This is a genomic window from Nocardioides aestuarii (genome assembly GCF_039527245.1).
Lineage (GTDB): Bacteria > Actinomycetota > Actinomycetes > Propionibacteriales > Nocardioidaceae > Nocardioides > Nocardioides aestuarii.
In genome coordinates, this window is the sequence record NZ_BAAAJT010000002.1 from 669,805 (window position 1) to 682,354 (window position 12,550).

Annotated in this window: 12 protein-coding genes; 3 read left to right on the top strand and 9 right to left on the bottom strand. The window is 71.4% G+C overall.

From position 1 onward, the window contains the following. Window positions 1-84: 84 nt before the first annotated feature. Window positions 85-519, bottom strand: coding sequence for a nucleoside-diphosphate kinase (gene ndk / locus ABD091_RS03330; protein ID WP_343915726.1), 435 nt, complete (start codon window positions 517-519; stop codon window positions 85-87). Between the two features lie 101 nt (window positions 520-620). Between ndk and ABD091_RS03335 the strand changes: the two genes are divergently transcribed. Continuing rightward, on the top strand, window positions 621-1,196 hold the full coding sequence (locus ABD091_RS03335) for a helix-turn-helix domain-containing protein (protein WP_343915727.1): 576 nt from the start codon (window positions 621-623) through the stop codon (window positions 1,194-1,196). Next, the gene (locus ABD091_RS03340) at window positions 1,193-2,473 is read left to right on the top strand and encodes an MFS transporter (RefSeq protein ID WP_343915728.1); all 1,281 of its coding nucleotides are present in this window, start codon (window positions 1,193-1,195) and stop codon (window positions 2,471-2,473) included. Before ABD091_RS03335 ends, ABD091_RS03340 begins: the two co-directional genes overlap by 4 nt. On the opposite strand, the gene ABD091_RS03345 is transcribed toward ABD091_RS03340, so the two are convergent. The 3 genes from ABD091_RS03345 to ABD091_RS03355 are packed head-to-tail and all read right to left on the bottom strand — an operon-like array spanning window position 2,443 to window position 5,146. Continuing rightward, entirely contained in the window at window positions 2,443-2,823 is a 381-nt protein-coding gene (locus tag ABD091_RS03345) for a DUF4233 domain-containing protein (protein ID WP_343915729.1), read from the bottom strand. The two genes, ABD091_RS03340 and ABD091_RS03345, sit on opposite strands and share 31 nt — an antisense overlap. Next, window positions 2,820-4,172 (bottom strand): bifunctional folylpolyglutamate synthase/dihydrofolate synthase, encoded by a 1,353-nt coding sequence (locus ABD091_RS03350; protein ID WP_343915730.1) that lies wholly within the window; start codon window positions 4,170-4,172, stop codon window positions 2,820-2,822. Before ABD091_RS03350 ends, ABD091_RS03345 begins: the two co-directional genes overlap by 4 nt. Before the next feature lie 11 nt (window positions 4,173-4,183). Then, complete coding sequence (locus tag ABD091_RS03355; RefSeq protein ID WP_343915731.1) at window positions 4,184-5,146, bottom strand: GNAT family N-acetyltransferase; 963 nt, start codon at window positions 5,144-5,146, stop codon at window positions 4,184-4,186. Window positions 5,147-5,226: 80 nt separating this feature from the next. Between ABD091_RS03355 and valS the strand changes: the two genes are divergently transcribed. Beyond that, window positions 5,227-7,860, top strand: coding sequence for a valine--tRNA ligase (valS, locus tag ABD091_RS03360; protein ID WP_343915732.1), 2,634 nt, complete (start codon window positions 5,227-5,229; stop codon window positions 7,858-7,860). 6 nt (window positions 7,861-7,866) lie between these two features. On the opposite strand, the gene ABD091_RS03365 is transcribed toward valS, so the two are convergent. From ABD091_RS03365 to ABD091_RS03385, 5 genes are all read right to left on the bottom strand, one after another. After that, the gene (locus ABD091_RS03365) at window positions 7,867-8,808 is read right to left on the bottom strand and encodes a hypothetical protein (RefSeq protein WP_343915733.1); all 942 of its coding nucleotides are present in this window, start codon (window positions 8,806-8,808) and stop codon (window positions 7,867-7,869) included. Between the two features lie 120 nt (window positions 8,809-8,928). Beyond that, window positions 8,929-9,696 (bottom strand): hypothetical protein, encoded by a 768-nt coding sequence (locus ABD091_RS03370; protein ID WP_343915734.1) that lies wholly within the window; start codon window positions 9,694-9,696, stop codon window positions 8,929-8,931. Window positions 9,697-9,828: 132 nt separating this feature from the next. After that, the gene (gene clpX, locus ABD091_RS03375; RefSeq protein WP_343915735.1) at window positions 9,829-11,109 is read right to left on the bottom strand and encodes an ATP-dependent Clp protease ATP-binding subunit ClpX; all 1,281 of its coding nucleotides are present in this window, start codon (window positions 11,107-11,109) and stop codon (window positions 9,829-9,831) included. 143 nt (window positions 11,110-11,252) lie between these two features. Continuing rightward, complete coding sequence (locus ABD091_RS03380; protein ID WP_343915736.1) at window positions 11,253-11,861, bottom strand: ATP-dependent Clp protease proteolytic subunit; 609 nt, start codon at window positions 11,859-11,861, stop codon at window positions 11,253-11,255. 14 nt (window positions 11,862-11,875) lie between these two features. After that, window positions 11,876-12,514, bottom strand: a complete 639-nt coding sequence (locus ABD091_RS03385; protein WP_379189003.1) for an ATP-dependent Clp protease proteolytic subunit — start codon at window positions 12,512-12,514, stop codon at window positions 11,876-11,878. Window positions 12,515-12,550 lie beyond the last annotated feature (36 nt).

Below are 12,550 nucleotides of genomic sequence, written 5' to 3' on the forward strand. Positions count from 1 at the left end.
ACGGACGGTCGGCCCGCCTCGCAGGCTCGGCGTGCCGCGTCCTCCTCAACCTCCTCGCGCTACGACTGGCCCGCCTGCGGCGGGTCAGTCGGCGCTCGGAAACCAGATGCTGATCTCGCGGGCGGCGGACTCGGGCGAGTCGGAGCCGTGGACGAGGTTCTGCTGGACCGCGAGGCCCCAGTCGCGGCCGAGGTCACCGCGGATCGTGCCGGGCGCCGCTGCGGTCGGGTCGGTCGCGCCGGCGAGGGAGCGGAAGCCCTCGATGCAGCGCTGGCCCTCGACCACGATCGCGGCGACCGGGCCGGAGAGCATGAACTCCACGAGCGGCTCGTAGAACGGCTTGCCCTCGTGCTCGGCGTAGTGGGCCGCGAGGAGCTCGGGGGTCGCGTCGCGCAGCTCGAGCCGGACCAGCGTGTAGCCCTTCTGCTCGATCCGGCGGATCACCTCGCCGGTGAGGCCCCGGCGGACGCCGTCGGGCTTGACGAGGACCAGGGTGCGCTCGAGGGTCTGCTCAGCCATGCCCCGGAGCCTAGCCACGGCGCGGACCGTCGCCCACCGCGGCCCTGCCTCGTCGTACACACTACTTGTGCACAGACATTGTGCAGAGTTATTGTGCACCCGTGACCGACCTCCTCCGCCTCGACGCGCAGGCCCTGCGCGTGCTGGCCCATCCGCTGCGCTCGCGGCTGCTGTCGGAGCTCCGGCTCCACGGACCCGCCACGGCGACCGAGCTCGCGGACCGGCTCACGACCAACACCGGCGCCACCAGCTATCACCTCCGCAAGCTCGAGTCGGTGGGACTGGTCGCCGACACCGACACCGGCGAGGGGAAGCGGAGGGTCTGGGAGGCCTCCACCCGCGGGCACGAGTGGCACCCCAGCGACTTCGAGGGTGACGAGGAGGCCCAGGCGTCGATGACCTGGCTGACCCGCCACTACACCGAGAGCATGGTCGAGCGGGCCGACCACTGGTACCAGACCGAGCGCGACTGGCCGGCCGCGTGGCGCGACGCCCTCGGCTCGGCCGACGACGGGATCGTGGTGACGCCGGACCAGGCGCGGGCGCTCGCCGAGGAGCTCCGGGCCGTCGTGCGCCGCTACCGCGACGCCGGCGAGGGCGACCCGGCCGCGATCCGTGTCCGCACCTTCACCTACCTGCTGCCCATGGACGACGACATCCCGGGGGACCCGTCATGACCGACCACTTCTCGCCCACCGTTGCGCGCCGCGCCTTCCTGGCGCTGACCTTCACCCGGTGGTTCCCCGTCGGCCTCGTCGTCGGCGTGATCACGCTCTGGGTCGTGGAGAACGGCCTCACCATCTCCCAGGCGCTCACCGCCTTCGCCCTCCAGGGCATCGTCGTGTTCCTGCTCGAGCTGCCGACCAGCGGGTTCGCCGACGCCTTCGGCCGACGGCCGCTGCTCGTCGCGGCCGCCTCGGTCAACATCGTCGGCAGCACCGTGATGATCCTGGCCGACTCCTTCTGGGGCTTCGTGCTGGCGGCCGGCCTCCAGGGCGTCTTCCGGGCGCTCGACTCCGGCCCGCTCGAGGCGTGGTACGTCGACACCGTCCACGCGACCGAGCCGGGCGCGGACGTCGACCGCACCCTCGCCGCGGCCGGCACCATGCTCGGCGCCTCGATGGCCACCGGTGCCGTCCTCTCGGGTGGCCTCGTCGCCTGGAACCCGTTCGGCTTCGCCTCGGCGCTGCTGCTCCCGATGCTCGCCTGGACGTCGCTCAACGTGGTCCACCTCGTCGCCGTCTCGGTCCTGATGAAGGAGCCCCGGACCCACCTCGACGCGACCGGGCTCGACCGCGCCTCCCGCTCGGTGAAGGAGGCCCCCGGCGTGATCCGCGAGGGGCTGGCGCTGCTCGGCCGCAACCGGGTCCTGCGCTGCATCGTGCTGGTGGAGGTCTTCTGGACCGCCGCGCTCGTCATCTTCGAGACCTTCCAGCCGATCCGGCTCGCCGAGCTCGTCGGCGGGGAGGAGCAGGCCGGCGCGCTCATGGGACCGGTCGCGGCCGCCGGCTGGGGCATCTTCGCCGCCTGCTCCGCCCTCGCCGGGTTGGCCAGCCGGCGGTGGGGCGTGGCGCGGACGGCCATCGCGGCGCGCGTCCTCAACGGCCTCGGCGTGGTGGCCATGGGGCTCGCCGTCGGGCCGGTCGGGCTGATCGCCGCTTTCCTGTTCACCAACGGCATGCACGGAGCCGCCGGCCCCATGCACCAGTCACTCATGCACCGCGAGGCGAGCGCCCGCAACCGCGCGACCGTGCTGTCGATGGGGTCGATGGTCTTCTTCCTGACCTTCTCGGCCCTCGGCCCGCCGCTCGGCCTGCTCGCCGAGGCCACGACGACCCCGGTGGCGATGGTGACAGCAGGCGCCTTCAGCGTGCTGGGCGCGCTGCTCTACCTGCCCGCCCTGAGGGCCGAGCGGTCACGGGCTCAGGAGTCGGTGGACGTGCCGGCCTCGTAGGCCAGGCGCTCCGCCCGCTCGCGCTCGATCCTGCGACCGAGGAAGTAGGCCGTGGCCCACAGCGCCGCAAAGATGCCGCCGAGCACGAACATCGCGGGCACCAGCAGCCCGAGGGCGACCGCGGCGACCTGGACGACCCACCCGGCGGCGTACCCGGCCTCGGAGCGGAGCATGCCGGCGACCACGAAGCAGGCGGCGGCCAGTCCCAGCCCGACGGCGAGCGCCGTGCCGAGCGACACGTCGCTGAGCGTGGCCATCACCGGGGTCGAGAGCCCGACGACGATGCCCTCGAGGGACAGGACGGCAGCGCACATGCCCCGCCGCGGCGAGCGCCCCGCCTGCTCGCTCATCGGGTGCCCTTGAGCAGCGAGCGCGCCTCGCCGACGGTGACGACGGAACCGGTGACGAGCACCGCACCCGAGCCGATCGAGGAACCGGTCTGCTCCTCGGCGATGCCGGCTGCGACGTCGATGGCGTCGCCGAGGCGGGGCACGACGGTGACCCGGTCGTCGCCGTAGACCTCGCGGGCCGCCTCGGCGAGCCGCTCGGCACGCATCGCGCGGGAGCTGGAGTTCTGGGTGACGACGAGGTGAGCGAGGTGGGGCTCGAACGCGGCGAGCACGCCCTCGTGGTCCTTGTCGCCCATCACGCCGATGACCCCGACCAGCGGGTCGAAGGCGAAGGAGTCGTCGAGGGCCTCGGCGGCCGCCCGGGCGCCGTGGGGGTTGTGGGCGGCGTCGAGGACGATCGTGGGGCTGCGTCGGACTACCTCGAGCCGGCCGGGCGAGGTGACCTGGGCGAAGGCCGAGGAGACCAGGTCCGCGTCGAGCGGCTGGTCGGCGGCGAAGGCCTCGACCGCCGCCAGCGCGACCGCCGCGTTCTGAGCCTGGTGGGCGCCGTGGAGGGGGAGGAAGAGCTCCTCGTAGCGCCCGCGCAGCCCCTGGAACGTCGCCAACTGACCACCCACGGCGGCTGCCCGGGTGACCACGCCGAAGTCGACGCCCTCGCGGACCGGGGTGGCGCCCACCTCGGCGCAGCGGGCGAGGAGCACCTCCTCGACGTCGGACTCCTGTCGGGCGATGACGACGGCGGCACCGGCCTTGATGATGCCGGCCTTCTCCTGGGCGATCTTCACGGGCGTGTCGCCGAGGTACTGCGCGTGGTCGACGCCGATCGGCAGCACGACCGCGACCTGGCCGTCGGCGACGTTGGTCGCGTCCCACGCGCCCCCCATGCCGACCTCGACGACGGCCACGTCGACCGGCGCGTCCGCGAACGCGGCGTAGGCCATCCCGACGACCGTCTCGAAGAACGACAGCGGATGGGCCTCCGAGCTGTCGACGAGGTGGGTGTAGGGCGCCACGTCGTTGAACGCGCGCACGAACTCCTCGTCGGTCAGCGGGCTGCCGTCGAGGCAGATCCGCTCGCTCATCTTCTCGACGTGGGGGCTGGTGAACCTGCCGGTGCGCAGCTCGAGGGTGCGCAGCAGCGTGTCGATCATCCGCGAGGTCGAGGTCTTGCCGTTGGTGCCGGTCAGGTGGATGACCGGGTAGCCGCGCTGGGGGTCTCCGAGGAGCTCGGTGAAGGCACGGATCCGGTCGAGCGAGGGCTCGAGCCGGGTCTCCGGCCAGCGGGAGAGCAGGGCGTCCTCGACCTCGGCATAGGTCTCGGCCGGACGCGCGGCGGCGGCTTCAGTCATCGCTCCGGAGTCTAGGGCTCGACCGGTCCGATCCCCATCTCGACCATGTCGACCACCGGCTCGTAGCCGAGCGCGGCGTAGAGCTCGTTGGACGTCGGGTTGGCCTGGTCGGTGAAGAGGCAGGCGCGCGAGCCTCCGTCGAGGATCCGCTGGGTGACCCGGGCGACCGCGTTCCCGGCGTAGCCCCTCCCCCGGTGCTCGCGGGGAGTGAAGACCGGTCCGACCCGGGCGGATCCCAGCGCCGGGAGGTTGTGACCCGTGAGGTGGACCGGGGTGTCGTCCTCGTCCACCCAGAACCAGAGCCGCTCCTCGGCGATCCGGCGCCGGATGCCCTGCTCGTCCTCGGCGAGGTCGTGGACCGGACCCTCCGTCCGCCCTGCCTGCTCGGCCGCGTCGGCAGCGAAGGCCGCGAACCACTCGAGCACCAGACCGGCCTCGTCCTCCCGGGCGAGCCGGAGCTGACCGGCGGCCGGCCGCGGCTGCACCACGGTGCGCGCCTCGTGGAGACGGCTGCGCAGCACCACCTCCGCCGTCTCCCCCTGCAGCATCGCGAGGACGCCGGCGCACACGTTCGCCGCGGGCAGGGCACCGTTGACTCCCCCGACGTGCTCGCCGCGCGCGTGGAGCACGTGGGCCAGCGCCGCGGCGGCGTCGGAGGGCATCGGCAGGAGGAACAGCGGGTAGGGCGCGAACGGGGCCGTGCGCATCCCCGCGCCGACGACCTCGCCCAGCTCGTCGCGCACGACGACCCACCAGCGGTGGGGAAGGTCGTGCTCGGCTCCGTCCCGGTCCTCCCGGACCGAGCGCTCGGCGATCGTCGTGACGACCGAGGACATCACCGGGTCGGCCGCGAGGTGGGCCCGCGCGGCCTTCAGGAAGTCGGCGGGGTCGTCGTGGAACTCCAGCCCCGGCAGACCCTTCTCCGGGCGCCTGCGCCCGCGGTCCGCAGCACGCTTCTTGGGTCGCTTGGCCATGGGCTCACGCTAGGCGGTCGGCGGCGGCCGACGCGAACCCGTTTTCCCTGCTCAGCGCGCTACAACTAGGCTTTCCTGCCATGACCGAGACCCTCCCCCCGTCCGAGAACCCGACGACCGCCGAGCCGCGGCCCGTCGTCGTACCGGACAAGCCCGCACTCGAGGGCCTCGAGCAGAAGTGGTCGGCGCAGTGGAAGGCCGACGACACCTACGCCTTCGACCGCACCGCCGGGCGCGAGGACGTCTACTCGATCGACACGCCGCCGCCGACGGTCTCGGGGTCGCTCCACGTCGGCCACGTCTTCAGCTACACCCACACCGACCTGATGGCCCGTTTCCAGCGGATGCGCGGCAAGAGCGTGTTCTACCCCATGGGCTGGGACGACAACGGCCTGCCGACCGAGCGCCGCGTCCAGAACTACTACGGCGTCCGGTGCGACCCGTCCCTGCCCTACGACGAGGACTTCACCCCGCCGGAGAAGCCGGACCCGAAGCGCCAGGTGCCGATCAGCCGGCCCAACTTCATCGAGCTCTGCGAGCAGCTCGTCGAGCAGGACGAGCAGGTCTTCGAGCAGCTGTGGCGCACGCTCGGCCTGTCGGTCGACTGGAAGCAGCACTACACGACCATCGGCCCCCAGGCCCAGCTCGCCAGCCAGCGCGCGTTCCTGCGCAACTTCGCCCGTGGCGAGGCCTACCTGCAGGAGGCGCCGACCCTCTGGGACGTCACCTTCCAGACCGCGGTCGCGCAGGCCGAGCTGAAGGCCCAGGAGTACGACGGCCACTACCACCGGGTCTCCTTCCACCGGCCCGAGGGTGGCACCGTCGAGATCGAGACGACCCGCCCCGAGCTGATCCCTTCGGTGGTCGCCCTGATCGCGCACCCGGACGACGAGCGCTACCAGCCGCTGTTCGGCCAGACCGTCTCCTCCCCCGTCTTCGGTGTGGAGATCCCCGTGCTCGCCCACGCGGCCGCCGAGATGGACAAGGGCGCGGGCATCGCGATGTGCTGCACCTTCGGCGACCTCACCGACGTCACCTGGTGGCGCGAGCTCGACCTGCCCGTCCGCACCCTCATCGGCCGTGACGGCCGGATGTCCCGCGAGACGCCGGAGTGGCTCTCCGGCGAGGCCGCCGCGGCGGCGTACGAGCCGCTGAAGGGCAAGACCGCCTTCTCGGCCCGCGAGGCGATGGTGGCGGCGCTGCGCGAGAGCGGCGACCTGCAGGGCGACCCGACGCCGACGAAGCGGATGACGAACTTCTACGAGAACGGCGACAAGCCGCTCGAGATCGTCGCGACCCGCCAGTGGTACATCCGCAACGGCGGCCGTGACGCGGGCCTCCGCGACGAGCTGGTCGAGGACGGGCGCCACATCGACTGGTCGCCGGCCCACATGCAGTCGCGCTACGAGAACTGGGTCAGCGGTCTCAACGGCGACTGGCTGATCTCGCGCCAGCGCTACTTCGGCATCCCGTTCCCGGTCTGGTACCCCCTCGACGCCGACGGCGAGCCGGACTACGACCACCCGCTGCTGCCGCGCGAGGAGGACCTGCCCCTCGACCCGTCGACGACGGCCCCCTCGGGCTACTCCGAGGACCAGCGCGGCGCGGCGAACGGCTTCATCGGCGACCCCGACGTGATGGACACCTGGGCGACCTCCTCGCTGACGCCGCAGATCGCGGGCGGTTGGGAGACCGACCCGGACCTGTTCTCGCGGGTCTTCCCGATGGACCTGTGCACCCAGGGGCACGACATCATCCGGACCTGGCTCTTCAGCCGCGTCGTCCGCTCCCACTTCGAGCACGGCCAGCTGCCGTGGCGCCACGCGATGCTGTCGGGCTGGATCCTCGACCCCGATCGCAAGAAGATGTCGAAGTCCAAGGGCAACGTGGTCGTGCCCAACGAGATCCTGGAGAAGTTCGGCACCGACGCCGTGCGCTGGCGCGCCGCCATGGCGCGGCCGGGCATGGACTCGCCCTTCGACGAGAGCCAGATGAAGGTCGGCCGCCGGCTGGCGATGAAGGTCCTCAACGCCTCACGGTTCGTCCTCGGGATGGGCGCGAGCGACCTCCACCACTCGGCCGTCAGCGATCCCGTCGACTGCGCCCTGCTCGGCCGGCTGGAGACCGTGGTCAACAAGGCGACCGACGCGTTCGCGACCTACGACTACACCAGCGCGCTCGAGGTCACGGAGAAGTTCTTCTGGGAGTTCTGCGACGACTACCTCGAGCTGGTCAAGGAGCGTGCCTACGGCAACACCCCGACCGAGGACGGCGACACCGCGTCGGTCTCGCCCGGGACCGCCTCGGCCCGCGCGACGCTGGCGATCGCGCTGGAGGTCCAGCTGCGGCTCCTGGCGCCGTTCCTGCCCTACGTGACCGAGGAGGTCTGGTCGTGGTGGCGGGAAGGCTCCATCCACCACGCCCGCTGGCCCGAGAGCGCCGACCTGGGCTCCGCGGCCGCGGCCTCGCCCGCCCTCATCGACGCGGTCGCGACCGCGCTGATCGGCATCCGCGGTGCGAAGTCGCAGGCCAAGGTCTCGATGAAGGCCCCGCTCTCGCGGGTCGAGGTGACCGGTCCGGCCGAGCTCGTCTCCCGGGTCGAGCTGGCGGCCGAGGACCTCAAGGCGTCGGGCAGGATCACCGGGGACCTGGTGTTCACCGTCGACGACGCGACGACCGAGATCACGGTCAGCGCCGAGCTCGCCGAGGGCTGAGCCGGATCAGTCGCGACGGGCGGCGACGTCGCCGGCCTTGTCCTCGGCAGGTGCGGGCTCGTCGTCCTGCTGCGGTTCCTGCTCGTCGGTCGCGGGCGGCTGCTCCTCCGCAGGAGCCTCGCACTCGGGCTCGACGGTCTCCTCGGGCGCAGGCGGCGCGACCGGCTCCTCGGCCGCCGGCTCCTCGGCCGGCGGCTCGACCGGCTCCTCCGCGGGCGGCTCCTGCGGCTCGACCGGCTCCTCCACGGGCGGCTCCGCCGGCTCCTCGGGCTCCTCGGTGGGCTCGTCGGGCACGACCGGCGGGATGCCGGGGTCGTCGACAGGCTCCTCACCCGGCGGTTCCTCGGTCGGAGGCTCCTCGGTGGTCGGAGGCGGGTCGACGGGGTTCGGCAGCGGCTCGACCGGCTCGGTCGGCACGGGTGGCTCGGTCGGCTCGTCGTCGACGGGGGCCAGGACGGGAAGACCGCCTGGGCCGGGTTCGACGTCCGTGCCGGAGTCGTCGCCGGGACCGGGGTTCGGGTTCCCGCCACCGGGCCCCGACGGAGCACCGTCGACCACGATGGTCGAGCTGACGCCCTGCGGGTTCGGCACCGGGGCCGGAGCCGGAGCGGTCGGCGACGCGGCGCCGACGTCAGGCTCTGTCTCCGACGCCGGGGTGACGCCGATGGAGTCGAGGAAGGCGAGCTGCGGCGCGAGGGCGTCAGACCCCGCGGGCGTGGAGGAAGCGGACCCTGGGGCAGGTGTCGGGGCCGCGGGCGCCGGCACCGGCACCGGGTCGAACCGCTCGGACAGGACCATGGTCTGGCTCTCGGGCGCGCCGAAGAGGCGGCCGAGCAGGGTGTCAGGCCCGAACACCGCCCCGTTGAAGAGGCCTTGGGCAACGACGACCGACCCGGCCACCGTGACCAGGACGTAGGCGGCCAGTGGCCCGCGTTGTGAAGCGTTCATCGTGCTTGCCCTTCCGAGATGTGTCACCAGTGTGAACACCCATCGGCACTACTCCCGACGAACGAGGACAAATGACCCGAAATGACTACGCGCCGTGGTCCGTTCGGAGGATGTCGTGATTCAGCCGTTCTTCTTGTCCTTGCCCGGCTTGTCCTTGCCCGGCTTGTCCTTGCCCGGCTTGTCCTTGCCCGGCTTGTCCTTGCCCGGCTTGTCCTTGGCGGGCTTGTCGTGACCCGTGGCCCGGCCCGGGTCGTCCTGGTCGGCGCCGTGGCCATGACCGTTGTTGTTCCCCGGACCCCGCGGCGGCTGGGCCGCGCCGTGGTGGTTCCCCTGGCCGCCGGCACCGTGGTCGACGTCGTGGGGCTCGGGCCCGTCCGACGACTGGGGGCCGTCGCCAGCGCCGGTCGTCCCGTCGTCGTCGGCGCCGGGTGCCGCCTGCGGCGGACCGCCGAAGGCCGGGCCGTCACCCGCGATCCCTCCTGCTCCGCCCTGCTTGCCGCCGGTCTGGTCGCCGCCGCCCGCCGGACCGGCCGCGGTCGAGCCCACGAGGTCGGAGCGGATCGCGCCGGAGGGCTCCGGCACGGGGGCCGCGGACGCCGGAGCCTCCGGCGCGGCCGGGGCCGCCGGGGCGGCGAAGGTGTTGCTGTCGATCACCAGGCGGAGACCGGATCCGGCCTCTCCTGCAACGCCGGATCCCTCGCGTGGCTCCACGGCGGACTCGTCGAGAAGCTGACCCCGGCTGACGACATCCTGGCCAGCCCGCTCGAGCGGCACACCCGGGAAGTAGGGAAGGAAGCCAGTGACGGCCATTCCCTGCGCGACGATGACCGCCCCGGCCACGGTGACCAGGACGTAGGCGAACAGGGGGCGCCGGTGGGAGTCGTTCATCAGGCTGGGGGGTCCTTCCGAGATGTCACCCCAGTGTGACGGGGCGCCGCGCCTCCACCAAGGAGACGTAGCCCAAATGGCCCGAAGTGACTATGCCCGCTAGTCCGACCGGGTGGTCCCGTCGGACGCGCCTCAGGCGCTCTTGCGCTTCTTGGTGTCGGCCCGGGGCACCAGGGTCGGCGCGACCTCGTCGGTCACGACCTCGCCGGTGACGACGACCTTGCCGATGTCGCCGCGGGAGGGCACGTCGTACATCACGTGGAGGAGGACCTCCTCGATGATGGCGCGCAGGCCGCGGGCGCCGGTGCCTCGCTCCATCGCCTGGTCGGCGATGGCCTTCACGGCGTCGTCGGTGAACTCGAGCTCGACGCCGTCGATCTCGAAGAGCTTCTGGTACTGCTTGACCAGCGCGTTGCGCGGCTCGGTGAGGATCTGGACCAGCGCCTCCTGGTCGAGCTTGTTCACGCTTGCGATCAGCGGCAGGCGACCGATGAACTCGGGGATCAGGCCGAACTTCGTGAGGTCCTCGGGGCGCACCTGGGCGAGCAGGTCGTCGGCGTCGCGCTCCTCCTTGCCGCGGACCTCCGCGGTGAAGCCGAGCGTCTTCTTGCCGACGCGGCTCTCGATGATCTGCTCGAGGCCGGCAAAGGCGCCGCCCACCACGAACAGGATGTTCGTGGTGTCGATCTGGATGAACTCCTGGTGGGGGTGCTTGCGTCCACCCTGCGGCGGCACCGAGGCGGTGGTGCCCTCGATGATCTTCAGCAGGGCCTGCTGGACGCCCTCACCGGAGACGTCGCGCGTGATCGAGGGGTTCTCCGCCTTGCGGGCCACCTTGTCGATCTCGTCGATGTAGATGATGCCGGTCTCGGCCTTCTTGACGTCGTAGTCGGCGGCCTGGATCAGCTTGAGCAGGATGTTCTCGACGTCCTCACCGACGTAGCCGGCCTCGGTGAGGGCCGTGGCGTCGGCGATCGCGAACGGCACGTTGAGCATGCGCGCGAGCGTCTGGGCGAGGTAGGTCTTGCCACAGCCGGTCGGACCGATGACGAGGATGTTGGACTTCGCGACCTCGACCGACTCCTCCTTGGAGTGCTTGCCGACGGTCGGCTGGAGGCCGGCCTGGACCCGCTTGTAGTGGTTGTAGACCGCGACGGCGAGCGACTTCTTCGCCTGCTCCTGGCCGATGACGTAGGAGTTGAGGAAGTCGAAGATCTCCTTCGGCTTCGGCAGCTCCTCGAGACCGACCTCGGCGCCCTCGTTGAGCTCCTCCTCGATGATCTCGTTGCACAGGTCGATGCACTCGTCACAGATGTAGACGCCGGGTCCGGCGATGAGCTTCTTGACCTGCTTCTGGCTCTTCCCGCAGAAGGAACACTTCAGCAGGTCGCCACCGTCACCGATGCGTGCCACTCGCCATCAACCTCCGGTCGGTCCGGCGCCACGGTCGGCTCCGGATGGTGCGTCAAGCATGCCGTCCCCCGGGGACAGCCAGACGACGGTACCCCGTGCCACCGGCTGACGCGCCGGTGACACGAGGAACTCGCCGATTCGGGTCATGCGAGGGCCGGGCTGCCCTTGCGCGGCTGGATCACGGCGTCGATGAGGCCGTAGTCGACCGCCTGGTCCGCGGTGAGGATCTTGTCGCGCTCGATGTCCTGGCTGACCTGGTCGCGGTCGCGGCCGCTGTGCTCGGCGATCATCGTCTCGAGCAGCTCGCGCATGCGCAGGATCTCGTTGGCCTGGATCTCGATGTCGGAGGTCTGGCCGAAGGTGCCCTCGGTGTAGGGCTGGTGGATCAGGATCCGGCTGTTGGGGAGCGCCGTGCGCTTGCCGGGCGAGCCGGCGGCGAGCAGGATCGCGGCGGCGGAGGCCGCCTGGCCGATGCAGACGGTCTGCACGTCGGGCTTGATGAACCGCATCGTGTCGTAGATCGCCGTCAGCGCGGTGAACGAGCCACCGGGGCTGTTGATGTAGATCTGGACGTCCTGGTCGGGGTTCATCGACTCCAGGCACATCAGCTGGGCGATGACCGCATTGGCGACGTCGTCGGAGATCGGCGTGCCGAGGTAGATGATGCGGTCCTCGAACAGCTTGGCGTAGGGGTCGATGCGGCGGAAGCCGTAGGAGGTCCGCTCCTCCCACTGGGGGATGTAGTAGTTCATGTCGCGTCCTCGCGTTAGTTGTCAGTGCGGGCCGGACGGCCCTGGTCGGCGGCCTCGCGGGCGCTCTTGATGACCTGGTCGACCAGGCCGTACTCGCGCGCCTGGTCGGCGGTGAACCAGCGGTCGCGATCGGCGTCGGTCACGACCTGCTCGAGGTCCTGGCCAGTGTGCTGGGCGATCAGCTCGAGGAGGACCTGCTTGATGTGGAGCGACTGCTGGGCCTGGATCTTGATGTCGGAGGCGGAGCCGCCCATGCCCGAGGAGGGCTGGTGCATCATGATCCGCGCGTGGGGCAGGGCGTAGCGCTTGCCCTTCGTCCCGGCGCAGAGGAGGAACTGACCCATCGACGCGGCCAGGCCCATGCCGACCGTCGCCACGTCGTTGGGAATGTAGTTCATGGTGTCGTAGATCGCCATGCCGGCGTCGACGGAGCCGCCGGGGCTGTTGATGTGGAGGAAGATGTCGGCCTCGGGGTCCTCCGCGGACAGCAGCAACAGCTGGGCGCAGATCGCGTTGGCGTTCTGGTCGCGGACCTCGGACCCGAGGAAGACGATCCGCTCGCGCAGCAGGCGCTGGTAGATGTGGTCGTCGAGCCCGTAGGAGCCGCCGCCGTTGGCCTCCGGGGAGATCGAGGGGCTGGAGTTCAGGTTCACGTCGCCGACCCTAGCCGCTCGGTCGGACGGATCCAC